Source organism: Niallia endozanthoxylica, from assembly GCF_008710145.1.
Lineage (GTDB): Bacteria > Bacillota > Bacilli > Bacillales > Cytobacillaceae > Bacillus_BD > Bacillus_BD endozanthoxylica.
On the sequence record NZ_VYKL01000018.1, the window covers coordinates 216,786 to 243,342 of the forward strand.

At 36.9% G+C, this 26,557-nt stretch carries 28 protein-coding genes and 1 pseudogene; 10 read left to right on the forward strand and 19 right to left on the reverse strand.

Translation table 11 applies throughout. The features are described from left to right. Positions 1 to 144 precede the first annotated feature (144 nt). Together F4V44_RS12550 and F4V44_RS27350 are read left to right on the forward strand one after the other, a co-directional pair. Complete coding sequence (locus F4V44_RS12550; RefSeq protein WP_150440418.1) at positions 145 to 591, forward strand: YaiI/YqxD family protein; 447 nt, start codon at positions 145 to 147, stop codon at positions 589 to 591. Between the two features lie 271 nt (positions 592 to 862). Continuing rightward, positions 863 to 1,015 carry a hypothetical protein gene (locus F4V44_RS27350; RefSeq protein WP_191090655.1) on the forward strand — a complete coding sequence of 51 codons (153 nt, stop codon included), beginning with the start codon at positions 863 to 865 and terminating at the stop codon, positions 1,013 to 1,015. Between the two features lie 86 nt (positions 1,016 to 1,101). Here the strand turns inward: F4V44_RS27350 and nirD are convergent, their stop codons facing one another. Then, entirely contained in the window at positions 1,102 to 1,422 is a 321-nt protein-coding gene (gene nirD, locus F4V44_RS12555) for a nitrite reductase small subunit NirD (RefSeq protein ID WP_150440360.1), read from the reverse strand. A gap of 21 nt (positions 1,423 to 1,443) precedes the next feature. After that, entirely contained in the window at positions 1,444 to 3,858 is a 2,415-nt protein-coding gene (gene nirB, locus F4V44_RS12560) for a nitrite reductase large subunit NirB (RefSeq protein WP_150440361.1), read from the reverse strand. 370 nt (positions 3,859 to 4,228) lie between these two features. On the opposite strand from nirB (F4V44_RS12560), the gene F4V44_RS12565 reads away from it, so the two are divergent. Further along, positions 4,229 to 4,504 carry a MerR family transcriptional regulator gene (locus tag F4V44_RS12565; RefSeq protein WP_317978318.1) on the forward strand — a complete coding sequence of 92 codons (276 nt, stop codon included), beginning with the start codon at positions 4,229 to 4,231 and terminating at the stop codon, positions 4,502 to 4,504. Between the two features lie 147 nt (positions 4,505 to 4,651). On the opposite strand, the gene nasC is transcribed toward F4V44_RS12565, so the two are convergent. Both nasC and nirB (F4V44_RS12575) read right to left on the reverse strand, forming a co-directional pair. Beyond that, entirely contained in the window at positions 4,652 to 6,748 is a 2,097-nt protein-coding gene (gene nasC, locus F4V44_RS12570; protein ID WP_396897497.1) for an assimilatory nitrate reductase catalytic subunit NasC, read from the reverse strand. Next, positions 6,745 to 9,018, reverse strand: a complete 2,274-nt coding sequence (gene nirB / locus F4V44_RS12575; protein ID WP_150440363.1) for a nitrite reductase large subunit NirB — start codon at positions 9,016 to 9,018, stop codon at positions 6,745 to 6,747. Before nirB (F4V44_RS12575) ends, nasC begins: the two co-directional genes overlap by 4 nt. Before the next feature lie 263 nt (positions 9,019 to 9,281). Here nirB (F4V44_RS12575) and F4V44_RS12580 point away from each other — a divergent pair, with 263 nt between their 5' ends. Then, positions 9,282 to 10,484, forward strand: a complete 1,203-nt coding sequence (locus F4V44_RS12580; RefSeq protein ID WP_150440364.1) for a nitrate/nitrite transporter — start codon at positions 9,282 to 9,284, stop codon at positions 10,482 to 10,484. Positions 10,485 to 10,725: 241 nt separating this feature from the next. Here the strand turns inward: F4V44_RS12580 and F4V44_RS12585 are convergent, their stop codons facing one another. Continuing rightward, a complete protein-coding gene (locus tag F4V44_RS12585) occupies positions 10,726 to 10,929 on the reverse strand; it encodes a hypothetical protein (protein ID WP_150440365.1) in 204 nt (67 codons plus the stop codon). Positions 10,930 to 11,541: 612 nt separating this feature from the next. Here F4V44_RS12585 and F4V44_RS12590 point away from each other — a divergent pair. Beyond that, positions 11,542 to 12,129, forward strand: coding sequence for a dihydrofolate reductase family protein (locus F4V44_RS12590; protein ID WP_150440366.1), 588 nt, complete (start codon positions 11,542 to 11,544; stop codon positions 12,127 to 12,129). 786 nt (positions 12,130 to 12,915) lie between these two features. Here the strand turns inward: F4V44_RS12590 and F4V44_RS12595 are convergent. Further along, a pseudogene (locus F4V44_RS12595) lies at positions 12,916 to 13,479 on the reverse strand (SDR family NAD(P)-dependent oxidoreductase). A gap of 286 nt (positions 13,480 to 13,765) precedes the next feature. Between F4V44_RS12595 and F4V44_RS12600 the strand changes: the two are divergent. Beyond that, positions 13,766 to 14,215: a DUF2269 family protein gene (locus F4V44_RS12600; protein WP_191090656.1), complete on the forward strand. Its 450-nt coding sequence runs from the start codon at positions 13,766 to 13,768 to the stop codon at positions 14,213 to 14,215. 82 nt (positions 14,216 to 14,297) lie between these two features. Here F4V44_RS12600 and F4V44_RS12605 read toward each other — a convergent pair whose 3' ends face one another. From F4V44_RS12605 to F4V44_RS27355, 3 genes are all read right to left on the reverse strand, one after another. Further along, a complete protein-coding gene (locus tag F4V44_RS12605; RefSeq protein ID WP_223881874.1) occupies positions 14,298 to 15,338 on the reverse strand; it encodes a DUF3231 family protein in 1,041 nt (346 codons plus the stop codon). Positions 15,339 to 15,504: 166 nt separating this feature from the next. After that, complete coding sequence (locus F4V44_RS12610) at positions 15,505 to 16,293, reverse strand: TerC family protein (protein WP_150440368.1); 789 nt, start codon at positions 16,291 to 16,293, stop codon at positions 15,505 to 15,507. Between the two features lie 247 nt (positions 16,294 to 16,540). Beyond that, positions 16,541 to 16,684 (reverse strand): hypothetical protein, encoded by a 144-nt coding sequence (locus F4V44_RS27355; protein WP_191090657.1) that lies wholly within the window; start codon positions 16,682 to 16,684, stop codon positions 16,541 to 16,543. 197 nt (positions 16,685 to 16,881) lie between these two features. Here F4V44_RS27355 and F4V44_RS12615 point away from each other — a divergent pair, with 197 nt between their 5' ends. Beyond that, positions 16,882 to 17,418, forward strand: a complete 537-nt coding sequence (locus F4V44_RS12615) for an isochorismatase family protein (RefSeq protein WP_150440369.1) — start codon at positions 16,882 to 16,884, stop codon at positions 17,416 to 17,418. Between the two features lie 109 nt (positions 17,419 to 17,527). Beyond that, a complete protein-coding gene (locus tag F4V44_RS12620; RefSeq protein ID WP_150440370.1) occupies positions 17,528 to 17,899 on the forward strand; it encodes a VOC family protein in 372 nt (123 codons plus the stop codon). Positions 17,900 to 17,961: 62 nt separating this feature from the next. Here the strand turns inward: F4V44_RS12620 and F4V44_RS12625 are convergent, their stop codons facing one another. The 7 genes from F4V44_RS12625 to F4V44_RS12655 form a co-directional block, all read right to left on the reverse strand. Then, positions 17,962 to 18,141: a hypothetical protein gene (locus F4V44_RS12625; protein WP_150440371.1), complete on the reverse strand. Its 180-nt coding sequence runs from the start codon at positions 18,139 to 18,141 to the stop codon at positions 17,962 to 17,964. 43 nt (positions 18,142 to 18,184) lie between these two features. Then, on the reverse strand, positions 18,185 to 18,619 hold the full coding sequence (locus tag F4V44_RS12630; RefSeq protein ID WP_150440372.1) for a hypothetical protein: 435 nt from the start codon (positions 18,617 to 18,619) through the stop codon (positions 18,185 to 18,187). A gap of 390 nt (positions 18,620 to 19,009) precedes the next feature. After that, positions 19,010 to 19,963: a ribose-phosphate diphosphokinase gene (locus tag F4V44_RS12635; protein WP_223881875.1), complete on the reverse strand. Its 954-nt coding sequence runs from the start codon at positions 19,961 to 19,963 to the stop codon at positions 19,010 to 19,012. A 124-nt stretch (positions 19,964 to 20,087) separates the two neighbouring features. Then, entirely contained in the window at positions 20,088 to 20,438 is a 351-nt protein-coding gene (locus F4V44_RS12640; protein ID WP_150440373.1) for a hypothetical protein, read from the reverse strand. 111 nt (positions 20,439 to 20,549) lie between these two features. Next, positions 20,550 to 20,792, reverse strand: coding sequence for a hypothetical protein (locus F4V44_RS12645; protein WP_150440374.1), 243 nt, complete (start codon positions 20,790 to 20,792; stop codon positions 20,550 to 20,552). A gap of 5 nt (positions 20,793 to 20,797) precedes the next feature. Beyond that, positions 20,798 to 21,613, reverse strand: a complete 816-nt coding sequence (locus F4V44_RS12650) for an ATP-binding cassette domain-containing protein (protein WP_150440375.1) — start codon at positions 21,611 to 21,613, stop codon at positions 20,798 to 20,800. A gap of 169 nt (positions 21,614 to 21,782) precedes the next feature. Further along, positions 21,783 to 22,652 (reverse strand): aminoglycoside phosphotransferase family protein, encoded by an 870-nt coding sequence (locus tag F4V44_RS12655; RefSeq protein WP_223881876.1) that lies wholly within the window; start codon positions 22,650 to 22,652, stop codon positions 21,783 to 21,785. 574 nt (positions 22,653 to 23,226) lie between these two features. On the opposite strand from F4V44_RS12655, the gene F4V44_RS12660 reads away from it, so the two are divergent. Both F4V44_RS12660 and F4V44_RS12665 read left to right on the forward strand, forming a co-directional pair. Next, positions 23,227 to 23,604, forward strand: coding sequence for a VOC family protein (locus F4V44_RS12660; protein ID WP_150440376.1), 378 nt, complete (start codon positions 23,227 to 23,229; stop codon positions 23,602 to 23,604). A 36-nt stretch (positions 23,605 to 23,640) separates the two neighbouring features. Beyond that, entirely contained in the window at positions 23,641 to 24,312 is a 672-nt protein-coding gene (locus tag F4V44_RS12665; RefSeq protein ID WP_150440377.1) for an NAD(P)H-dependent oxidoreductase, read from the forward strand. Positions 24,313 to 24,891: 579 nt separating this feature from the next. On the opposite strand, the gene F4V44_RS12670 is transcribed toward F4V44_RS12665, so the two are convergent. From F4V44_RS12670 to F4V44_RS12680, 3 genes are all read right to left on the reverse strand, one after another. Beyond that, the gene (locus tag F4V44_RS12670; protein ID WP_150440378.1) at positions 24,892 to 25,209 is read right to left on the reverse strand and encodes a hypothetical protein; all 318 of its coding nucleotides are present in this window, start codon (positions 25,207 to 25,209) and stop codon (positions 24,892 to 24,894) included. Positions 25,210 to 25,264: 55 nt separating this feature from the next. Beyond that, the gene (locus F4V44_RS12675; protein WP_191090658.1) at positions 25,265 to 25,651 is read right to left on the reverse strand and encodes a thiol-disulfide oxidoreductase DCC family protein; all 387 of its coding nucleotides are present in this window, start codon (positions 25,649 to 25,651) and stop codon (positions 25,265 to 25,267) included. Positions 25,652 to 25,778: 127 nt separating this feature from the next. Continuing rightward, positions 25,779 to 26,423 carry an SDR family oxidoreductase gene (locus F4V44_RS12680; RefSeq protein ID WP_150440380.1) on the reverse strand — a complete coding sequence of 215 codons (645 nt, stop codon included), beginning with the start codon at positions 26,421 to 26,423 and terminating at the stop codon, positions 25,779 to 25,781. Positions 26,424 to 26,557 lie beyond the last annotated feature (134 nt).

Sequence of the window (26,557 nt, forward strand, 5' to 3'; positions counted from 1 at the left end):
CAATAGCAAGAAAAATGGCCGAATATTCATCAACCGTGTGTCATTGATTGAGGATTGAAATTTGTCCAAGTCTAGACAAGTACAAGCAAACATTTAAAACCTGGCTTTATCATCCATTTAATTGTATTTTTAGGAGAGAGAATGATGAAAATTTATATTGATGCAGATGCTTGTCCGGTAAAAGATATTATTATTTCAGAAGGTACAAAAGCAGAAATCCCCGTTGTCATGGTTACTAGCTTTTCTCATTTTTCGAATGCAGAACAACCATCTGGAGTGGAAACGATTTATGTTGATTCTGGAGCAGATGCTGCGGATTATCGAATTATGAAGTTAGCACAAAGAGGAGACCTAATTGTTACGCAAGATTATGGACTTGCTTCCCTCGGATTAGCAAAAGGCTGTACCGTTCTTCACCATAAAGGGTTTATCTATACAAGCGAAAACATTGACCAATTATTACAAACACGTTATTTAAGTGCAATGGCTAGAAAAGGTGGAAAACGCACAAAAGGACCAAAACCATTTACATCAGAAGATAAGGAAAAATTTAGGGAGCTTTTTATAAAAATCATTTCAAAGAATGAATAATCTGTCAAAAAAAGGAACAAGAGTTTATAATCAACCTTGCTCCTTTTTACCTTGTTTGTTATCTAAATAGAAATGATGTTATCTCATCCTCCCTCCTTCTCTTATATCTCCTTGTTTTTCTTTATGCCTCCGAAAATCAATATTTGTCGAATAACAACCGCATAAATAGTCGGAAAATTTTAAAATAAAAATGTATTCTTTATCGATTATCTGTTATATAATAGATTTAAGTTAATCATATGTGTTATGTATTAAAAGGAGGATGATGAAAATGCTTTCAAATCAAGAACGTGATAACATAATCCAATTTTTAGTAAATTATTTTGGAGGGAATCGTTTTCAATTAGAAAAGATGAGCGATCATTCACTTGATAATACCTATGAATTTGCCTATGGAAGGAAACTAATGGAAAGTGATTTTTAAATAAATGCAGTACGGAGGGTCAGGAAACGTAAACCCCATGAGATCTAATGGGTTGATGTTCCTGACCCTCTGTTTTATTTCATTCGCTAAGATAATAAAATGTACACATCTTCATGATCTACTTCAACTTGGAAGGTTTTCACACAACCATTATCAGGTTTCTGCACCAAGCCATCCACGACACTAATTTTCCAGTCATGCATGGGACAAAAAACATAGTCACCACTAACAATCCCTTCTACTAAAACGCCGCCTTTGTGCGGACAGCGATTTTCTATTGCACGAAATTCTCCGCTCTCTAAATGAAAGAGAGCTATTTCATTTACACCTATTTTTATCGTTTTCCCAATGTTTTTAGGCATTTCACTCACTTTTGCCACCTTAACCCTTTGAAGAGTTGTTCCCATTTGGATTCCTCCTATTCATAGTTAATTTATCGTGACAGGAATATTCACTTTGTTGTAGTATTCCTTTTGAATCGTTTCATCGTTAATGACCTCTTTCCATGGATCACTTAATACCGCTAATGCCTCATCTAAACGATTATTCAACTCACTTACTTTCTCTTTATCCTTGAGTACGGATTTTATGGCTTCTAATCCCATTCTTTCCACCCAGACTGAGGTTCTTTCTAGATAATGTGCTGTTTCCCGATAATATTGAAAATAAGCGCCTGTTATCTCCATTACTTCTTCACTCGTTTTTACTTTGCAAAGTAAATCAGCAGCCCTCAAGTGAGTACCTCCGTTACCACCTACATAAATCTCCCATCCCCCGTCAACACCAACAATACCAACGTCTTTAATTCCAGACTCAGCACAGTTACGAGGACAAGCGGACACGGCCATTTTCACTTTATGCGGGGTGCTTACACGCTCTAGTTTCTTTTCCAAAGCAATACCCAGGCCCATTGAATCTTGTGTCCCAAAACGACAAAAGCTCTCACCCACACAGGTTTTAACCGTTCGAAGTGTTTTTCCATAAGCATACCCTGATGGCATATCCAACTCCGCCCATACACTCGGAAGATGTTCCTTCTCAATTCCGAATAGGTCAATCCGTTGCCCTCCTGTTACCTTTACAAGCTTCGCATGATATTTTTCGGCTACATCTGCAATTTTCCTTAATTGCTCTGGACTTGTAACTCCGCCATACATTCTTGGCACGACAGAGAATGTACCATCCTTCTGGATATTTGCGTGAAGACGTTCATTTACAAAACGGGATTCCTTTTCATCTTTATATTGAACCGGATCAATCATGCCTAAATAGTAGTTCAATGCAGGTCTACACTTCGAGCAGCCGCCATCGGTTTTCCAGCCAAGAACATTCATAACTTCTCTCGTGTAAGTCAAGTTTTTGTCTCGGATTTCAGCAATCACTTCATCTCTCGATAAGGTAGTACAACTGCAAATGGGTTCCTTTTGATTTGCTTGGCTAAATTTGTCTCCTAGCGTCAACTGTAAAAGGTCTCCAACTAATCCCTTACAGCCTCCACACGAACGGGAAGCATTTGTACAGGCTTTCACTTCATCAATAGTTGTTAAGCCTTGTGTTTGAATAGCAGAAACAATTTCTCCTTTTGTGACTCCATTACAGCCACAAACCATTTCTTCATCCGACATCATGCCAACAAAACTTACACTTGATGATTCTTCTTTCTCCTTTTTAAAATACTCTGTGACTTCTGCTCCCTTGTTAATCATACTTAACAACCGATTTCCTTCAGATGTATCACCAAATAAGACAGCACCTGAGATTTTCCCATCACGAATAAGTACTTTTTTATACGTATTTTCCCATTCATTATATTCTTTAATGGACTTCGCCTTGTCATCTTCAAAAATTTCACCTGCTGAAAATACATCTACACCAGAGACTTTTAATTTTGTAGATACAATAGATCCTTCATAAGCATGACCCTCTAAACCGCAAATTCGCTTAGCTAAAACCTTCCCTTGGTCATATAGCGGCGCCACTAGGCCATACACAATTTCACGATGCTCCGCACATTCTCCAACGGCATAAATATGAGGGATATTCGTTTCTAAATAATCATTAACAACAATTCCCCGGTTAACAGTAATGCCGCTTTCTCGAGCCAGCTGCACATTCGGCCTTATTCCAGCAGCCATCACTACTAAGTCAGCCTGAATGGCCTCGCCGTCACTAAACATGAGTCCTTCCACATCCTGCTCACCAAAGATTTCAGTTGTTTGTTTTCCAAGCAAAAAATTCATTCCCTGCTCTTTTAGTTCCTTTATGAGCATATGACCAGCCGTTGAATCTAATTGCTTCTCCATAACATAGTCTGCAATGTGAACGACATGGACTTTCATTCCTAAATTCAACAAGCCCCTTGCCGCCTCAAGACCCAATAATCCACCGCCGATAACGGCTGCCTTTTTATATAATTTTGAATATTCAATCATTTTTTCACAATCTTCAATGTTTCTAAACGCGGTAACCCCTTTCTTATCCGACCCAGGAATTGGGATTATAAACGGAATGGAACCTGTTGCTAATATTAATTGGTCAAATTTAATTGCTCGATGTTGATCTGAATAAACGACTTTCTCCTCGGTATCAATCTTTGTGACGGTTTCACCCGTATATAATGTGATTCGATTTTCACTGTACCAGTTCCAATCATTTATAGTTATATCTTCAATCGTTGTATCTCCCTGTAATACGTTCGAAAGTTGAATGCGATTATAGTTTGGATGTGGTTCACTTCCGAAAACAGTAATATCAAAACGATCTGGTTGAAGCGTTAAAATCTCCTCAATACACCGAATACCTGCCATCCCATTTCCAACTAGCACTAGTTTTTTTCTCTCCATGTCATATGTCCTCCCGTCACTCTTTGTGAAAAAGTGAGCCTAGCTTTTCTGCATGATGAAAACCTTAAGTTATACGTTCTATAGCTCTTGTTTTTTCCCTAAACGTTCTTCGTTTGTTTGTTTTCCATCCTTTTTCGAAGAGTAGTATGTATTGATTATAGTATCCTTCTCGTATACCTACAACATTTATGTAATATTTCCTTACATGTTTTTGTAACTTTTATTTACATATTATTGAAAAATGAATTCAAATTTTCAGATAAGTGAGATATAATGAAAATATTCATTACTTTATTACTTAGCGAGGTGAATAATCATCGTTCGTCAAAATCCTTCTTATAAAGAGAAAAAAGTCATTTCCATAGGAGTTGTGAGTGAATTAACAGGACTGTCAGAAAGACAAATTCGTTATTATGAAGAACGAAAGTTGATTTTTCCAGACCGTTCAAAAGGAAGAAATCGTAAATATTCATTTTCCGATGTAGAAGCACTAATGGATATCGCTAATAAAATTGAAGATGGTTTTCAAACACTTGAAATCCGACGCGAAAAGTTGAAGGAACAGAAGAAAGTAGAACAAGAGGAATTGCGCAAGAAAATGATTCAAGGTCAATTAAATGCCCGGTTTGGTATTAGGAAAAATTAGTCTCTTCACCAGTCAATCAAACAGTCAAATAATGATCCTTACCGTTATTCTTTTATTGAAATACAGTGTAAAAGGAGGCTTCTCAAAGGACTTAGACATTCGCCGCTCTCTTGATGTCTAATTTACCTTAGAGAAAACCTCCTTTTATTAAGTTAATAGGGGTTCTACTAATACCGCACACACTTTAAAACCAGGCATTTTACATACAGGGTCTAACTCTTCGCAGGTTAGCTTATTAATGTTTTGAATACCTCCCCAGTGCATCGGAACAAACACCGTATCTTCTCGAATGGAATTGGTCAGTTTACTGCGTACAACTATTTGTCCTCTCCTTGAGGTTACTTTTACTAAGGTATCATCCTTTATGTTCCACTTTTGCGCTGTCTCCGGGTGGATTTCAACAAAAGACTCAATTTGTCGAGAGGCCAACGTATAACTCTTTCTTGTTTGTACTCCTGTTAAATAATGCCCTAAAACACGGCCTGTTGTGAGAATAAGAGGATACTTTTCATCCGTTCGTTCTTTCGGATAATGATGATCAACAGAAATAAACTTTGCCTTTCCATCTGGATGAGCAAAAGACACATCAAAGAGACGCTGTTCTCCTGGGTGCTCAAGTGAAGGACAAGGCCAGTAGATTCCTTCCTCCTTCCGCAGACGATCGTACGTAATCCCGTAATAATCCGCCACTCCTCCTTTGCTTGCGACTCGTAACTCTTCAAAAATCTCTTCAGCACTCCTGTATGGAAAGTAAAATCCCTTCCCCATCCTTTTGGCTATATCACTCAGAATCTCCCAATCTTGTTTTGCCATACCGGTTGCCGGACGAGAGGCCTCTCTTAGGAGTACCCGCCCCTCCAGATTTGTTATCGTCCCTTCATTTTCAAGAAAGGATGCGGCAGGTAATATCACATCAGCCAGCTGGGCGGTTTCAGAAATAAATAAATCTGCTGCAACAAGAAAATCTAACTTTCGAATTCCTTCCTCTACAAAATTGGCATTGGGGTTGGATAAAATCGGATTGGACCCCATTAGAAACAAGGCGCGAATTTCTTGTGCATGCACTTTTTCCATCATTTCATAGGCGGATACTCCTTTACGAGGAATCTCCGAGGGATGAACTCCCCATACGCCCGCTATATAAGCTCGGTCTGTTTCGTTCTCAATTGAGCGGTAGCCAGGAAGCTGGTCAGCTTTTTGCCCATGTTCACGGCCGCCCTGACCATTGGCCTGGCCGGTAATAGCACCATAACCGCTGCCGGGTTTACCTATTTTACCTGTAACAAGAAGCATATTAATAAAATGACGAACAGCCAAATATCCATCTGTTTGCTGTTCAACGCCTCTTGCTGTCATAATCATTCCTGATGGGGCCCTTCCAAAATGTCTAGCCGCCTCTTTTATATCATCTGCCGAAACACCCGCTTCGTTTGCGAGTACATCAAGATCAAGTGATTCGATATACTTTTTTACCTCATGAAAACCCGTTGTCCGTTGTTGTACAAAGGCGTTATCTACGTAACCCTCCTCTATTAAAATCTTTATCATGGCGCTGCTTAATGCAACATCCTCCCCCGGCTTCACTTTCAAATGTAAGTCAGCCAAGTCCGCTGTCGCCGTATCACGCGGATCAATCACAATTAAATAGGCTCCATTTTCCTTAGCATCAACTAAGTAAGGCATAAGCGTTGGTTGGCATTCCGCTATATTCGTTCCTGCTAGAATAAGACACTTTGTATTTCGCACCTCTGATAGAGGATTTGTTAACCCTCTGTCGATCCCAAATGCCTGATTGCCTGCTGTTGCAGCAGCAGACATACAAAACCGCCCATTGTAATCAATGTATTTTGTTTGCAAACCAATTCGGGCAAATTTCCCAAGCAGATAAGAAGTTTCATTTGTTAACGAGCCTCCGCCATAAACGCCAATGACATCTTTCCCATATCGTCCCTGTAAATCGCAAAACTTTCTTGCGATAAACTCATATGCTTCTTCCCATGAGACAGGTGTAAATATTCCATTCTTTTTCATCAATGGTTCAGTCACTCGTTCTTTACTCAAAGCATGCTGATACGCATTCATCCCTTTTACACAAAGTCTGCCTTCAGAGGCTGCATTTTGTTTCGGCTCAACCGAATAAGTTGTTTTTCCATCTTCCTCTTTTTCTACCATTCTCATTTTGCATTGAACACTACAGAACGGACATTGTGTATCCATTACTTTTATTGTTGCGGTTTCCATCATCCATTCACCTGCCCTGCGAAAAGTTCCAACTGCTTTTCTTCAAAAACCCTCATTTTCCTTTGAAATATTTCTTCCCTTACCGCGATCACCCCTATTCTCCTTACCCACTCCGGAAGGGGTTCTAAAAAGTAAGCCTGCTCCCGATACATGTGTAAAAGTGCCGATGTCATCATAACGGCTTCGTATTCCATAAGTCCAGAGAAGATCCGCTCCTGTTTAACAAACAGTTCCCAGCCTCCTGGCGCTCCAATTAAACCCACATCCTCTTGTATGACGTTAATCTCATCACGAGGGCTGGCTGATACAGCCAAAGTGACATCTGTCGGTAATTGAACAGATTCTAGAAGTTGTTCGAGATTTATTCCAAGCTGTATAGAATCCTGCATAGCATCCTTTGCATAACCAATGCCCGCACATGTCGCAACCGCTCTAAGTGATCCTCCATATACTGGTACAGGTGTTTGTAGCATCTTGCGTATCATTTTGACATCCTTTTCTTGAACGCCATATAACTCCATTCTTGGACCTTTGGCGAGTTTGACTAACGGAATCTTAAATTCCTCCACCACATCGGCTATTAATCTTAATTGCTCTGCTCCTGTAACACCCCCGTACATTCTCGGGGCTATCACAAAGGTTCCATCCGCTTGTTTTGATTCTGTCATCTCCATATTCCCTTGACTATGAACACCTAAATAATAACGAAGAGCTGACTGACAATAGGCACAACCTGACGGATTTTCCCAATCAAGATGCTGCATGATTTGCTCCTTTGAATCGTGAGGAAATTTCCTAATAGACTCAATTACCTCCTGATGATTCGCTTGGGTACAAGCGCAAATAGATTCTTTTTCTTTCCTTTGGGATGCGCCGTTTTGTTGCACATAATCCAAAAGACTAGCAACAGTTGAACGGCAACCGCCGCAGGAGCTTGATGCTTTTGTGCAGACTTTAATTTCCTCTACACTTTTTAAACTGTGACCAACAATTGCCTCCACAATCTCCCCTTTTGAAACCCCATTACACTCACAAACCTTCTCATAATCTGCCATTTTCGCCACATAGGTATTCTGTTCTTCCCTGCCATTCGTCTCATTTACTAACTCTCTATAGTCTGTTTGCTTTTCAATCAATCGCAAGAATCTGCCGCCTTCTTGAATATCGCCAAATAAGACAGCCCCAACCAGTTTATTCTGATGAAATACCAGTTTTTTATATGTGTTTTTTATTCCGTCGTACCATTTGAGGGAGGTATTCTCATTCGTTTCCATCATTTCTCCTGTAGAAAAAACATCCACACCTGAGATTTTTAATTGTGTCGATAAAATAGTTCCTTGATAACCAACTGGGTTGGTGCCACATACATAGGCAGCCAGTACTTTCCCTTGTTCATACAGTGGAGCAACAAGTCCATATACAATCCCCCGATGTTCCGCGCATTCTCCAACGGCATAGACGTTTGCCACATTTGTGCGCATAAAATCATCCACCACAATCGCACGGTTGATGTTAATCGACGTTCTTTCCGCTAGTTTTATATTTGGGGTCACACCTACTGCCATGACAACTAAATCTGCTTCCCGCCACGTGCCGTCTGAAAACCGGAGACCTTTTACTCGCTGATGACCTGTAATTTCGACGGAATATTTTTTTAGAAGAAAGTTCATGCCTTGCTTCTCTAGCTCTTTTTGAAGCATGTTGGCGGCGGTAACATCTAATTGACGATTCATAATATAATCACCAATATGGACAACATCTACCTTCATTCCAAGATTTAACAGTCCCCTCGCTGCTTCAAGTCCCAACAATCCACCGCCAATAACAATCGCTTTCTTATGCTTTTTTGCGATTCTAACCATCTTTTCACAATCTTGAATAGTTCGAAAGGCCATTACCCCTAACTTATCTGCACCCGGAAGCGGAAGCATGAAAGGATTAGATCCTGTAGCTAAGATTAATTCATCATAGTTGACCTTTCTCCTCTTTGATGACATCACCCATTTTTCTTTCGTATTTAATTCAATAACAGATTCATCCGTATATAAAGTTATGCAATTTTCTTCGTACCACTTCCAATCATTTAACATGATACTTTCAACGGTTGTACCTCCTTGAAGGACCTTTGATAACATAATCCGGTTATAATTCGGGTAAGGCTCTTTTCCAAAAATCGTGATTTGAAAAGCATCCCGATTAATCTTTAAGATTTCCTCCACACACCGCACTCCTGCCATTCCATTGCCAACCACAACTAATCTCCTCTTACCCATCAAACATTCCTGCCCTTCTAGTTTTCAATTGGTAAATAAAGAACGAATCCTAGTAAGTTCTTAATCTTAATTAATGATTTGGTTTTTTTATTTGATGTTATGTTACTTAACACGATAATGAAACAAAAAAAGAAAGTCAATTGATTTTCTCCGTTTTACATAGAAACACTGTAAGGTTTCCTAACATGATTATAGAAATCATATCCTTTGCATTATATACTTCGTTTATTAATTAAATGGATTTATGTAAAGGAGAGAAGAAAATGAATGTATTTACTAATTTACGGCAAAATGGTCATGCACCCTCGTTATTGGCTTCGTTTTTATACTTCGATGTAAGCTTTATGATTTGGGTGTTGCTAGGGGCACTTGGAGTATATATTACACAGGATTTTAATCTATCTCCTGCTGAAAAAGGGATGGTTGTGGCTATTCCCACTCTTGCTGGTTCTTTCTTCCGTTTAATCATGGGATTACTAACTGACCGAATTGGTCCTCGTCAAACAGCTATTGGCGGAATGCTTGTTACCATGGTTCCGCTAGTCTGGGGATGGTTGTTTGGCCATACGATGTCAGAGCTTTATTTTATTGGGATATTACTTGGAGTAGCTGGTGCTAGTTTTTCTGTAGCCCTTCCTATGGCAAGCAGATGGTATCCACTGCACTTACAAGGAGTCGCAATGGGAATTGCAGGGGCAGGTAATAGTGGAACCGTACTAGCAACCTTATTTGGTCCTCGTATCGCCGAACATATCGGCTGGCATGGGGTTATGGGGGTAGCGCTTATTCCACTAGCAATGGTTTTCATTACTTATATCCTACTAGCCAAAAACCCGCCTAGACAGCCTAAACCATCGCCCATTATTAATTATTTTAAGGTTTTTAAGCAAAAAGACACTTGGTACTTCTGCCTTCTTTATGGTGTAACCTTTGGGGGATTTATCGGATTAACAAGCTATTTAAGTATTTTCTTTGTCGATCAGTACGGATTAAGTAATGTTCAAGCAGGTGATTTTGTCACATTATGTGTCATTGCAGGAAGCTGCGTCCGTCCAATTGGAGGATATATATCTGATAAAATAGGCGGAGCAAGAATGTTAACCTTTTTATTTATTTTTCTAGCTATCTTTATGCTTGGCGTCAGTACACTGCCTTCCCTAACATATGTAACCATTCTCTTATTTCTGGGCATGATGTGTCTTGGAATGGGAAATGGAGCGGTATTTCAATTAGTTCCTCAACGATTCCAACATGAAATTGGCGTAATGACAGGAATCGTTGGGGCCGCTGGAGGGGTTGGAGGGTTTTTCGTTCCTAACTTACTTGGTACCTTAAAACAAACGACAGGAACCTATGCATCCGGATTCATGGTTTATGCGCTTGTTGGAGTGGCCGCTCTTATTATCTTACTGGTTGCACAGTACTCATGGAAAAAAACATGGGCGATTAAAGGAAAAACGGTCTAACAAGTATAAATACGAAAAGATCGCTGTGCCCTAACAAGCTTTGCAAGCTCATGACAATACGGAACCAAATCAACGACTATATAGTTCCATTAATGCGGAGAAAAACTGAAAAACCATAACAAATAACTCCCTAATTGACAGTGGAAATCGCACATCAATTAACAATAAATACGCTCAGAGTCCTGAGCGTATTTATTTGTTTCACCTATTCTATTAAAACTCCTATTCGCTGAAGATGTAATTATTTATTAAATTTTTCGTACTCATCAATATAGAGAGCGACAAAACCACAATTTGGACATACAGATCCTTTAGCCTTTGCAGAAACACTATTGAAAAGTCCTGTACCCTTTTGACTAATCTTAATTCCAGACAAATCACCTTCAACAGTTACTTTACAATCTGTTATCATTTCAGTTTGGCATTGATTACAAGTTCTTTTCATTATTAAATCTCCTCTTAAATCAAATTCATGCTAAACTGCTCCGTTTCTTCTTTTTCACAATCTATATACCTATTTCAACATATCCTTGCCATTTTCCTTTTATTCTTTCAAGTTAAAAGTCAATTAACCCTTAAATTAACAACCTAAATAGCAAGGTAACAATAGTTATTTGCGCACTATTATTTGGTGTAATATTTGCTATGTTATTTTGTATGTCAAAAGCGAATAAATGTTGAAACAATGGTAATTAGAACAGATTGTGTTAATCTGTGATTAAGTCTCCTAATTAGTAATCTATATACGATGTTTCTCCACAAAACTGAACTACTTAATCAACGATTCGTTTTTTTGTCATGGTTGCTGAATAAATCATATTTATCTGTAATAAAAAAATCACCCCGTCCTCTTTTATTCATAGCTTCTGCAATGGTTTCATCCCTAATATAATAATGAGCATGGTGTCCCATTAAATATCTCTTTTTTCGGTTCAAACTCCTACGAACATCATTTGTATTTAACATGACAGAGACTTATAATAGCTTACGATTATCAAAAATCCCGTGTATAGTCCTTATTCAACGGGGCAAAAGCGTGATGGAGGGAGGAAAAACTGTGTCAATAAACGGAAAACAAAGAAGAATCCTTTTAGATTTAGCCGTTAGTTTAGATAGTTTTATTGAAGGGAAAAATGGAGAAATTGATTGGTGTATCATGGATGCTGAGATGGATTTTATTCAATTCTTAAATCAAATTGATACGATTTTATATGGGAGAAAAAGCTACGATTTATGGGGGCAGTTTAAACCAGGACCTACTGATACAGCTGAAAAAGAAATGTTTGAATTAATTCATAGTAAAGAGAAATATGTGTTTTCTAAAACGCAAAAAGAGAGTGATTCTCATGCCATATTTATCAATAATCACATATATGAAGAAATGATGAAATTAAAGAATAAGCCTGGCAAGGATATCTGGCTATATGGCGGGGCAAGTCTTATTACTACTTTTATGAATTTAGGACTTGTTGATGAATTTCGATTATCCGTTCACCCTGTTATTTTAGGAGAAGGAAAACCGCTTTTTATTGATATAAAACAACGGATAAATTTGAAATTAGTTCAGACAAGGACCTTCTCCTCTGGCGTTGTGCAACTAATCTATCATCGGAATGACAATGATTCTCCACATTCATTTCAATGAAGAAATTTTTTGCGAAATTTCACAGGCAATGAAAAAACTCCACGCAAGGCAGGCTAACAAAGCGGAAAATGCAAATGTCTAATATAAAACTAAAACGCTTGGGATTGAAGCTTAAGAAAGTTCCGCTTCGGTGGAGAAACATACCAAATAGTATGTTAATTATCAGACCAAATCACATATGATTTGGTCTCTTATTTTCCTCTTATATATCAACAAATATGTGATATTTCCACTTTAATTAGAGAGAAAAATCGAACCTAAAAAACATATTGACAATAGTTGTTGTCAATGTGCTAATTAGTATGTTAATTCGTCTGCAATTTGCTATGTTGTTTTTTTACTTAAGTAGGTATCCAAAGGTAATTAAAATAAGCGGAGATTTGTCGGTTAGACTGCATAATAGAGCTCGATTCGGGGGATATAAGCGAAGGTTTTCCGATTAAGCAAAGCAAGATGACCCATTTTTACGTTTTTCGAGTCAATAGTCGGAATCCTTCCGTCTATTTAAGCTATTTTCAGTGCTATTTTCTAATTAAGAGAAATTTCTCCGCTTACCTATCAAACTCGCTTAAGCGTCTAATAAACTTGTACAACTTCTCCTTTAATTAAACAAGAAAAACATATTAAAGACAAAAGTTTAGGAAAAGTCTCAAGCTTTTTTATGCGCTAGTTATATTGTTATTTATCTGTTATTCATGCAACGAAATCTTATGTTATTTGTGCTGCAATTTTAGATTTTCTCCACGTTATCGGAACTATTTAATTGAAGCTCCCAAGCGCTTTTTGTTATAATGTTCCCGCTAAACCGCCATTAATATTAACCGCTGTGCCTGAAACATATGAAGCAGCATCTGAAACAAGGAAGGTAATCACTTTAGCTGCTTCATCGGTATTTCCAATCCGTCCTAGTGGAATTTGGCAATCCTGTTGAGAAAATTCTTCCCATGATTGTTCTGGGTACACGTCTTTCCACATTTTTTCAATCTGCTCACTTCGAATCCAACCAAATCAAGATCTTGCTGCAAAACCTCTGTTCCCACCTCTTCAAACGCAAAAGGTTGGGACGTTCCAGCGTTATTAACTAATATATCTAACCGCCCATATTTTTCGACTGTAGCAGAAACTATCCTTTGACACTCTTCTTCTTTTGTCACATCTGTTTCTACATATAATACGTCTTTCCCTGTTTGTTCAAGAATATAAGCAGCCGCTTCTTCTAAATGCTTTTTATTTCTTGCACAATATAGTTACCTCTGCCCCTTCTTTTACTATATATAGTGCTGTTTCTAAGCCAATCCCCCTGCTTGAACCTGTAATGATTGCGACTTTCCCTTTTAACTCTAATTCCATAGTAAACTCCTTTTTGAAAATTACTATTCACTTAAATCAGCTATTTTTTATTCTATCATTCCTATTATCTCTGTTCTTCTATCCTCATATAATCATTTAGACTCGCACAGCCTTTCCTTGTAAACCAATCCTGGTTACCGTTAATAAGGAAATAAGAACTTAGTTGCTGCTTTTGGTTTACTTTAGTATAGGAATCCATTTATTTAAATTTATGTATATTTAAAATATCATATCTATTTCGCTTAGAGCATACATTAATGTGTTTACAATAGGAGGTGTTGTTCATTTGTTTTATTCTATTTTAGTCTTAATTCATGTATTGGCAGCTATTATTGGAATAGGAGTTACCTTTGCTTTTCCTGTCATTTCAAATATGGCAAAAAATTTATCTCAATTAAAACACACATTGGGACTGCTAAAAAAATTAGAGTTATATCCTAAGATTGGCGGAGGAATTCTAATCGTCACAGGACTCATCATGGGATTCATCACACCTGCTTATTTTAAAGAAATTTGGTTCGTTGGTTCAATCGTACTATATATTATTATTGAATTATTAATTTACGTTGTCATCGGTTCAAAAATGAAAAAGGTAGTTCCCGTTGTTATGAGCTCTGATGGTGAAGAAATTCCGGAAGAATATATGGCCGTCTCCAAGTCAACCGCCCCTATTCATATGCTCGCTACTCTTCTAGCCATCATTATCATTATTTTGATGTCTGCCAAGCCATTTTGATTTTGCTGTATGACAAACTTATTAAAAAGCTGACTAGAAAATAATTTCCAGTCAGCTTGATTTGGTACTATTCAATTGAAATTTATTCTCTATCAAATGCTTTTGGAGGGGATTCCATCCAACCTTTATCAATTAAAATATTGGCACCATCATCTACAAATAAGCCAATGTTTATGAGCGTTCTTCCATAAAGCATGGATAAATCTCTTCTTCCATTTACTGCAAGTGAGTTTCCAAAAGACCTGATTTTCATGGAGAACATGTCCACTTTATGAAATAACATGATTTTATCGGAAAATGGCGGATATTTGGATGTTGTGACTAAATGGTCTATGTATGATGGGGATGGTAAGTTTTCTATATGCAGCTTTTCGATATACTGCTTCACCGATTTCTCTGTCATGTCTAGACCACGTTTAAACAAAGCCTTTATCTTTTCATCTTGAACCGTTTGATAAAATCCCAATAATAATGCTTTACTTGTCGTATTATTTTCAATGTTATCATAAAGGTGAGTAATTTCTAACGCATGTAACGGCCGAATATCCCCAATGAAACCTCTTAAATAATTCTGCTCTTTTATATAGTCCGGTCCTTTGGGGGTTGGAATAATCGGTGGTTTTGCTATTAACTTTTTCTCAAATAGAACATTATTTATTTGTCCTAATAGGATAGTGGTGCACTGATTGGCATAAACGAAAAATTCTCGAATATCCTCCCTCATTACGATTGGAAGGGCTGCCGCATAGATACTAAGTCCAGCCTTAGCTGCATATTTCAAATAATGTGGGTAAAAAGTGTCTTCGTATAAACGCGGGGCACCCAGATTAACATCATCTTTGGTAAATCCTATTGGTACTGGGAAATTTTCTGCCTCAAAAACTTTTTCGATTCTCTGCATAAAATCTTTGGATAAGGTCAACCCATTTTGCAATAGTGTTTTAATATGTTCATCTTCACAATGGTGGAGGAAATACGTTAGGATTTGTACAGACATGCTGTTTCCAAAATAGGTAACCCATAGTTTACCCATTTCAACGCTTGATAAAGGTTGAGATTCGTCTAATTCTTTTGAGCTTATATTAATTGGTTTCATTATATCCATTGGGTTTATAATATCCATTAGTAATCCCCTTAACTCGTATTCATCATCACGTATAAGATTTCCTTTAAAAAGAATTTTTATTCAGAAAGAGCCACAGGGACAGTCACAATGGTCTTGTAACACAAAACACCCTTAGAATGTCATTCATTCCAAGGGTGTTTTTTGTGAGATTCATTTCATACAATCAACTGCCGCTTTCTGATTTCGGCTCTGTATGGACTGATTTTTTTTCCGGTGCAAACCAGCCAATGAGGGCAATGGCGACTAATACTCCATAGAACGTTAATGTCCATGCTGTACTATGTGGAAAATCATGATCTAAGATTCCAATATCCTCATGAGCTAGCGTAATAACAGCAAGTTTGACTCCAACCCAAGCAACAATCGCATATGCGGTTGTTTCCAATGCTGGACGTTTAGCAAGAAGTTGTACGAACCAAGTGGCAGCATACTTAATCAGTATAAGACCGGCAATACCTCCGAGAACAACAACCGCAAACTTCGCTGCATCCATACCGCCGAAATTGCCTAGCGGTGAATCTGGAAGACCAAGGGCAAGAGCAACCGCAGCTAATATTGAATCAATGGCAAAAGCCAGGTCAGCTAATCCAATTTTCCCAACTGTTGGCCAAAACCCTTTTCCAGCTGCTTCTTTTTCATCGTCTTTATGAATATCCTCATTCTTTTTCCCGAAACGAGCTTGAATAATATGCTTTAAGCCTAAGTAAAGAAGATATGCCGCTCCGATTGCCTGTATCTGCCATATATTTGCGATAAAAGAAATGGCAAATAGAGCAAGAAACCGAAATACAAAGGCCATCATAATCCCATAATTGATAGCTTTTCTTTTCTGATCATCGGGTAAATGCTTGGCAATGACTGCTAATACTAGAGCATTGTCAGCGGATAACAAACCTTCTAATCCGATTAAAATTAATAATGCCCAAGCATATTCTAGCCATATTGACTCCATTCTACTTCTCCCCTTTAAAAACTAAAAATATCATCTAAGGTCTGTAAACATTAGAATCCCCATTAAGCTATAGGTAATGCTATAGAATAAAATGTATAAAATTCCATATTCAACCTACTCATTTTCATTATAGCATATTCTAAAAAAGGTAAGTTCAATAAAAAAAGCGTTAATTCTTAACGAATTAACACTTTGTAATCAATCAATAATACGGAAAGCTATATGAGGGAATTTTCATGGTTATCTTTTATAATGCTTCAACTAGTGAATCCTCTTCATAATATGCTTCCTGGCACTCATCACACCACATCACGATACCGTAGTTACCTATGAATTTAACTTGAACTAGCTTTCCTTCCTCGTAGCATTTTGGACATACATGAATTATCATTTTCATTCAACCTTTCAAGTAACAAGATTCTTCTTTGATTATTTTTTGCTTTTATAGGTAAAATTATACAACTATTTAAAACTGACAAAAGCATAGCAAAGAAAATCCCTTGTCGAATAGCAAGTATTATCATTATTAACGTAAGCAATTATGATATAATTATTAGAAAATTTAGATATTAATAGAGGGGTGTTCGTATGTTTTCAGTTGAAAAAGCCTGTTTAGTAGTGGTGGATGTACAAGGAAAACTAGCAACGATTGTAGAAGAAAGTGAATCGGTCATTGAAAATACAGCCAAGCTTGTGCAGGGAATGCAAGCACTAGAGATTCCCATTCTGTGGCTAGAACAAAACCCCAGCAGATTAGGTTCTACAACTGCAGCGATTGCTCAGCATATGAAAGGTCAACCGATATCCAAAATATCCTTTAGTGCTTGCCGCGAAGAATCGTTTATGGAGGCTGTAAAGATGAGCGGCAGAACGCAATTTCTTGTAACAGGCATTGAAACGCATATTTGTGTGTATCAAACAGCAAGACAATTAAAGGAACAAGGTTTCGAGGTTGAAGTGGTTGTCGATGCAGTGTCCTCTCGCACAAAAGAAAATAAACAAATCGGCTTAGTCAAAATGCAGGCTCTTGGAATTATGCCCACTAGCACAGAAATGATTTTATATGAACTAATGCAACGAGGCGACCATGATCAGTTTAAAACAGTCTTACGGCTGGTAAAATAATAAATCATTTAAAAGCCTAGTAACGAATCTTCCTTTTCTAATTGGTTAATATGGTTAATTAAAAAACTTCTTTATACTGATAATAATGATAAAAAAAGGTGGTAGAGACATGAAACTAGGAGCATTTTCTGTCAGTTTGAGCGTAAAAGATATTCATAAATCAAAAGCATTTTATGAAAACTTAGGCTTTGATGACCTAGGAGGAGATATTTCTCAAAATTGGCTGATTATGAAGAATGAAAATTGTATCATCGGTCTGTTCCAAGGCATGTTTGAAAAGAACATTCTGACCTTTAACCCAGGATGGGATGAGAATGCCCAAAATCTTGATTCTTTTACAGACGTACGAGAACTGCAAAAACAACTCAAAGAAAAAGGAATATCTATCACTACTGAGGCCGATGAAACAAGTGAAGGTCCAGCATTTATTACACTTGAAGATCCAGATGGAAATCAAATTTTAATCGATCAACACCGATAAAATACGTAAAGTAAATAGGAACAAAAAGCAGAAGGAGCATAAACATTCTCCATCTGCTTTTTTTACAATGCTAACTTTATTTTTATTTTATGGGTTAAACCGTTGCCTTTTACTAGAAATTTAATCATATCTACTTTACCATCTTCGTTACCATGTATACTAAATCGCTTTTGTAAGCCTTCGATATCAAATTTTTCACCCGTCATGAGCATACTTTCAGCGATAGCACCTTGCTTCTGCAATAAAAGATGGTTGCTCTCCCGTCGTCATTCCCTCCTTCCATTCCTATTCTTTTCTAGTTCGCAGTATATCAATGATCCACAAAATTTCTATAATAATAAGCACCGATAGGATAACAATATCAAATTTACTTGGATAATTTTCAATGAATACTTGAAGGGACTCTGGAAGATTACCTTCAAAAATAGCACGAATGATTGTTCTTATGATAGACAAAAGGAATAAGAGGAGCTGTAACATTAATGGAATGGGCAATAATGCTGCTCCCCCTACTAATCCTCTCCAAGCGTATTCTTTATTAAAAACATAAGTGATAGTAGAGAGTATGAAAATAATCCCCATGATGGAAAAGACAATCATTCGTATCCAATGAACAAATTCTAATGATTCTTGATTATAGAGATATGTACTATATGCAAATACAATTACAGCCAAATTACTCATTTTCTTGCAAGACAACGGATAATCAACTTTAATCATTTTTTATTACATACGATGTTATTTCTTTTATCGTGCTTTTTTCAACACTATTGAAATGATACACATTGCAAAAAGAATAATAAATACTGCTATCTTCAAACTATGCAGCGCCATTAACAGCTGCTGTTTTACCGTGTGTTATGACATTCAGTCATTCTATTTGAACCATAGAAATCAATCTTTCTTACAGAGTGAGGAATAAATAGAATGAAGAAATGAATTGAATTTCGATGGAAGGCTATGTTTTATCTAAAATATAAAAAGCTGAATAAATCCAAATAAGGATTAAACTGCACCCCAATAATTAGACACAAAATCTAATCATTCGGGTGCAGTTCACAGTGAATCTGTTCGGCTTTTTTCAATCATTATTAAATGGATTCTACTTGCCTATTCAAACAAAGGACTTACTGCTTTTTCATAATGAATTCGATCAATGGCATCTGCAATTAACGGTGCGATAGAGATGGTTTTTACCTTCTCTATGTTCTTTTCCTTTGGCATTTGAATCGTATTCGTGACAATTAATTCTGTAATTGGAGACCAGTCGATTTTTTCCTTCACATTTCCAGTGAAAACGGGATGCGTACAGCAAGCGTAGATGGTTTTAGCTCCGCTTACCTCTAAAGCCTTCGCTGCATGAGAAATAGTTGTCCCTGTATCAATCATATCATCAATGATAATGGCATTTTTCCCTTTCACATGCCCAATGACACTAAGAGTTTCAGTGCCACATTCCTCCGGGGCTCTTTCATCTACAAGAGCAAGAGGAACATCTAGTAAATCAGCCAGCTTTCTTGCTCTTCTAATACTTCCATGATGTGGTGATACAACAACAGCATTGTCCAGCCCTTTGTTCTCAAAATATTGTGACAGCACAGGGATCCCAGTTAAGTGTTCCATCGGGATATCAAAGAAACCTTGCATTTGGTCCGTATGGAGGTCAATAGAAAGAACTCTCGTAGCACCAGCCTTTTCCAAGAGATTTGCCATTAATTTTGCTGTAATTGGCTCTCTCGGCCGTGCTAGTCTATCCTGTCGTGCATATCCAAAATAAGGAATTATTACATTAATTTGACTGGCGGAAGCCCTTTTTAAAGCATCAATCATGATTAACAGCTCCATGATATGTTCGTTGACAGGATCGGATGTTGATTGAATGATAAAAACATCACTATCTCGTACGGATTCTTCTATATGTATTTGTATTTCCCCATCACTAAACCGAGAAACATTGACTTTCCCCAACCCATATCCTAATATGTCAGCGATTTCCGATGCCAGCTCCCAGTTTGAATTCAACGTAAAAAGTTTAACCTTATGTTTATCTTTATTCGACTCCACTCCATTTACCCCCATACCTTCTTCTACAAGATTCATATTCTTATTCTTTTATTATAACTGTTGATGCTGTTCTTTGCGATGTAGAACAAAGGACGATTCCAAACTTTATCCTGACAGTGGCCACTTACCTCTCCTTTTTTTTAAAAAGAAACATCGTTATTCCTGTTGCCGCGATGATATATATCATAACAAAAGAAATATCGAATAAAAGGGTTTCTTTTAACATGATAATCTCTCCGTCAAGCATATGCTCAATAATTTTATATACTGGAGGTAAAATCCAGTCGACCGTTTTAAATAAGGGAAAGGATTCAATCAGCGCTTTTGCAACCAGTGAAAGAACCAACACAAACATGGCGGAAAGCCAAGCATATTTTTTCATAGCTACTATCGTTGCTGTAAATAGAGTTCCTAAAATAATACCAAACACTGAAAAGGCTATATGACTGTATATGGCAAAAATAGATGACTCCATGGACAAATTTCCTTTGAAACTATCTGTCACAATAGGAAATAAGAAAGCAAACAGCAGGAGAGGAACCATAAAAACGATACACGCCACCCATTTCCCAACTAGAAATTTGTTTTACCTTCCAAGCTGGCTAAATAAAATATGTTTCTCACTATCTGCCTCCAATGTAAAAATAGTCATCGTAATCCAGGTCATGACAAGGTACAGTGCAATCGAGGATACTCCGTAACTGCTGAGAATGGGAGCATTATTATAGGCATACAAGATAAAAATCCAAGTTAAAAAGAAAACAGTTGGAGGGATAAATTTTAAAGAGCGAATAAAGCCGATGAGTTGATAGATAACAAAATATGTCAAACGGCCTACCTCTTCTCTATTACTTCGACAATGGAACAACCTTGGTCAAGCAGCATCCTTAACACCTGATCTGACTCAGCAGCTGTAACCATTATTTCAACTCTATTTCCATCTCGAGATTGATACGATAAGGATGGAATGGATAAAATGAAATCAGTCGAAGGAATCTCTGCTAATATGTATTTTATTTTTTCGCTTTCTGATTTAGTAGAATCTGAGACGATTTTACCGTTTTCAATGACTACTTCCCGATAGGCTAATCGGTTAATTAATAGTGAATCATGTGCTGTAAAAATAATCGTACACTCTCCTTGGATGGATTGAAGGAGGTGTAAAAGTTCCTTTTTCGTCTGTTCGTCTAATCCTGTTAATGGTTCATCTAATAATAGTAAATTAGGATCTTTCATTAGTGCCTGTATAATCCCCACTTTTTGTTTGGTCCCTTTCGAGCAATTTTTTAATGGGGTGGATAAAAATGGTAAGATGGAAAATGCTGTCGCATAATATTCTATCTTCTTCTTAATCTCACCTTTTGATTTCTTATTCATTTTTCCTGTGAGCATTAAATATTCATAAATTTTGAAACGAATAGTTTCAGGAAAATGTTCCGGAACATAACCAACTTTTAATGGAGAACGGATGACCTGTCCTGAAGAATGCTCATAAATTCCGCCAATGAGCTTTAATAAACTGCTTTTTCCAGAACCATTTGCTCCGGTAATAGCAATCTTTTCACGTTGAGAAATGGTGATTGAAATGTCATGCAAAATACCTTTCCCATCTATTTTTTTACTTGCATTATGTGCTTCAAATAGTTTCATTTATTACCTCCTTGTATAAGCCTTCCTTTATTTTACAATATATTCTTCATTTACCATAGCTACTATGCTTTTACAATATATTCTTCATTTACCATAGCTACTATGCTTTTACAATGTTGAACCATCCCCATCTCATTTTCTGCCTCTCCAAAGTAAGGGAAATATAAAGCTAAAGCTTTTTGATAATGTTCTTCCAGTAGTGCCAAGCTGTTAAATATTCCTCAAAATCTTGTGGATGATGTTTAATACAAGTACCTAGTCTAAGATATAAACCTATCATTACTTCTAGATATAAAAATGGATGATTATGTTCACTTTTTATCATCCATTCACTTACTGCTGAATCAAGCGTTTCTTTTGTTAAATCATCTGGAGAAGAGCAGAAGGCATAGATTAAATCATAAAGAGGTTCACCAATAACAGGAGTTGGGTCAATCACACCAATTAGCCTCCCATCATTAAAAATGAAATTATGTACTCCACAATCACCGTGTAACAAGTATGGTTTTCTATCTGTTTTAATCTCTTCGACGAGTTTAAGTACGAAATGATGGTCCCCTATTTCTAATCGTGAATCTATTAATTTATTTGCCTCTAGAATCTTATTTTTAAGAAAACACTGCCATGAAACTGCAGGTTGATCCATCCATCCCCAACCGATATCGGGAACAGACTTATAATGATTTAGAAGTCCTTGTACAAGAGCTTTTAGCATATCCTTTTTATCTTTTCGATTATAGTTTGTTGCCCCATCTATAAACGAATAAACAATGTACTTGTATGATTGTTCAACAAATAAAAGCTTAGGTAACAAATTTGAGTCCTTGTATGAATGAAGAAAATGCGCCTCTGATTCGATAACTTTTGGTTCATTTAATTTAACGACATATTTACTGCCCTTACTGTTAAGGAGATACAACTCGCTAATAGTACCTCCATTTAATTTTTCAAATTCTATCAATTTCGAATCAATTATTTTTCTATGGATTAGGTCTAAAATAATCATTTGAATATCCATCATTTCACTCCAATTTCTCATTCTATTTTAATTAACCCGTCCCTACACCGGTGCAGTTGAAGTCCTAAGTTCGGGGATTTCTCAATCATATCGTTATTAAAACGTATTTTGCCCTTCGCTAATTTTCCTGATTGTAACATTCCTTATATATATATCCGACTTATTAAATCGACATAGGAATTCTTTTTCTATCATGTACGGGTAGTAAATATGGTTCTTCCGCTAGATATTTGACTCATCCGTGTGAAAAGTCCTTTTCACACGCCTTTCAGCACCGCTGAAAGGTTGCGATATGGTCATGAAACGGGAGGAGAAAACGAGTTTTCTCCTCCCGTTTCATGACCATATCGCTTAGATGAGTCAAATATCCACTAGTATATGTCGAAATATTAAAAAGGATATATATAGAACTAACATGCATTGAAAGTTTAAGTAAGCATTGTCTCAACTAACGTATATAAATTTGAGCATCCAAACAAAGTCTTTTTAATTTTCCAAAACAAACAGCGATTACTTTCTAGAAACACGATAAATTGCTTTTACAATCAGGTGTTTGTTAAAATTTAATCATTGCATATGAAAAAAGGTGATATCAATGATTAATAAAATTGGAAAAATTACAGTGTATGTCGAAAATCAGGAAAAAGCAAAAGAGTTTTGGGTCAATAAGCTTGGTTTTGTTGTAAAGTTTGAACAACCAATGGGGCCCAATATGACTTGGTTAGAAGTAGGACCTAGTGAGGATGAATTTACGACTTTAGTTCTTTACTCTAAGGCAGCAATGGAACAGCAAAACCCTTCTGCGATTGCTCATCCATCTATCCTTTTCAGCACAACTGAGATTGAATCGGCTTATGAGAAAATGAAACAAACTGGAGTAAAAGTAGAAGAAATGTTAAGAATGCCTTTTGGCACCATGTTCACATTTTATGATCAAGATGGAAATCAATATTTATTAAGAGAAGATAAATAAGATCCAATTGAATTTAGTTTACGAGTGAGGGATAGAATGTCAAAGTTAATGATGAAAAAACAAGAAATTTTGGATGCTTTTTATTTCAGACATGCAACGAAAGAATATGATGCTAATAAAAAAATTTCGGAGGAAGACTTTCAACTGATTTTAGAGGCAGGGCGATTATCACCAAGTTCTTATGGATTAGAGCCTTGGAAATTTTTAGTTGTACAAAGTCCTGAGTTTAGAGAACGATTAGCAAAAGTCGCTTCTGGAGCAGCAGTGAAACTAAAAGGAGCAAGTCACTTTATTATCCTTCTTGCTCGAGTAGATATGCGATATGATTCAGAATACATAATTAATCATATGAAATCTGTACAAAAAATGCCTGATGATACGATTGAAATGGTGCTAAAAGGATTCAAAGAATTCCAAGAAACGAAATGGAACATGTTAAATAATGAGCGAACTTTATTCGATTGGGCATCTAAACAAACCTATATTGCCTTAGCAAATATGATGACAGCAGCGGCACAAATCGAGATTGATTCTACACCAATTGAAGGTTTTCACTTTGATGATGTGCATGCCCTTCTTGAAAGTGAAGGGTTGCTAGAGAATGGGACATATAAACCATCCGTAATGGCAGCCTTTGGGTATCGCAAGGAAGATCCTCAAAGACCCAAAACAAGAAAAAGTCTAAACGAAATCGTTCAATGGATATAACCTTTATTTTTCAGCTGTTATTACATAAAGAATGAAAGAAAGCGTGATTAAAGGACAGGTGGTAACTCGCTTTAAGAAGGGGTAACTTTCATGCCCTTAGGTCATTCCCAATGAAAAAAGGGTCACACGTGTAACCCTTTTTTCATTGCTTATCAAACTTTTTCAAGAAATATATGGATTTTCTAGCAGCAATTCCCTGTATTTCCTAGCATGGAAATCCCTTTTCCATCTCCACTTCGATCTAGAATAATGTGTTCTGTGTTCGGTTCAATAAAGGGATCAATGGCTACCTTTATTTCATTTATTGTAACGATTATATCATCTGATTCCGGCTCATCCAGAGCTAGTCCAATTCTTGGCTGCCCTCAGCCATAGCCAACAAAAAAGATGCGAATGTTTTTGGCATTCTCTTCTTTGAACATTTGCTTAAATTTATCACGGGCTTCGTCTGTGATTATCATGTCCAATTCCTCCTGATGCTTTATATTCTCTTTTGTATTATAAACCAAATTAGTATCTTAATATAACAAAATCACTTCAGTGTTATCTCTATTCTCCCTTGCGGTTAGTCTATGATATTTAATTATTTATTAAATCCTCATAATACTTTTTCGGGTTCGAAATGTGGTTATCAATAAAAAACCTTGCCTGATGTTTGAACATATCTATGTAGGAGTCTCGATCCATGCTTAAATCTCCTAATTCAACAACATCCTCTTCAACTTGTATAGTATTTGCTTTTACATCAACAATAACTTTCATATGTATTTTTCCCTTATATGAAACAGTCCCGATTACTTGTTGTTTCACTAAATCAACATAAGGAAATTCGTGGCGTACTCCGGTTGGCTTAAAAATGGTATATCCTACATTCGATTTTTCTTTATCGTCATTCATTTTTTCACCTCATTATATCTGACAAAGTGCACGGATTGTACTTCCAGGATATTTTTTATAAAAACCGTTTTCTAATCTCTGGTGATGGAATCATACAGCTATCCATCTTCCCGAACCATTTATATCTGTTTTTTGCAACCATTCCATAGACATAATCACGTACTGGCTTAGGAACTATTAATAAACCATATAATAGCTTCCACCCACCCTTTAAATTCTTGCAAACTCTCAGGGCTGCTGTTGATTTATAGAAACATTTATTGCCTTCAACTAGAATAAAACTATCTAAATCTACAGGTACACGGTGCTTTCTTAATAGCTTCTGCCCTGCATCACTTTTCGTAGAGGCAAATTTATATAAAGCTTTATTGTCTCTCTTTATAATAAATTGAACACTACGGTCACAAAGATTGCATTCTCCATCAAATAAAATGACGTTCATGATTTCGCCTCCTTGTGATTGTTTTTTCTATTATTATATTATAGAAATAACCTGACCGCTCTGCCAGCTTCTTAAAAACAAGATGCCAGACAAAATCCCTTTAATGGATGGCGCCTGGCACTCGACATTAGATTGTTTGAACAGCTTCGGTTATAGGAGTTTCGCCTGAGACAAGATCAAATGATTTATTGTATGTGCTCTTTTCTTTTATAACAGCGACAATTGTTTTCGCCACATCTTCCCTTGGAATAAAGCCTCTTTCAAGGTTTTCCGCAATCTTCACCTTGCCTGTTCCCGGTTCATTCAGAAGACCGCCTGGGCGGATAATCGTGTAAGTAAGTTTACTTTGAACGAGAATTCTATCGGCATAATGTTTAGCAGCATAGTAAGGTTTAATCTGCTCATTCCAATGATTACGATTGTGAGCCTGAATGGCACTGACCATAATAAACCGCTTTACTCCTGCACTTTCAGCAGCTTCTATCATTTTTACAGCACCATCAAGGTCGATCAGCAGTGTTTTATCATAACCTGTCTGCCCGCCTGAACCTGCAGTGAAGACAACTGCCTCACAATCTTTAGCTGCCTCTGTAAGCTGCTCTACTGTACCTTCCAAGCTACCCAATATCGCTTCAACGCCAAGCTGTTCAAAGTCCTTCACCTGCTGTTCGGTCCGCAATAGCGCTCTAACCGTATACTCGGAGCTTCCTTTCAAAAGTCCCACCAGCTGCTTTCCAATTTGTCCATTTGCTCCAACCACTAACACCTTCAATTCAAAAACTCCTTTCTAAATGTTTCCGCTATTATTTCACAGGCTTTTATCTATTGCAATTCATATGATGATACAAACAACAATAAGCAAACCAACACAATATTGATCCTTTTCAATTACTTCTCTATATTTAA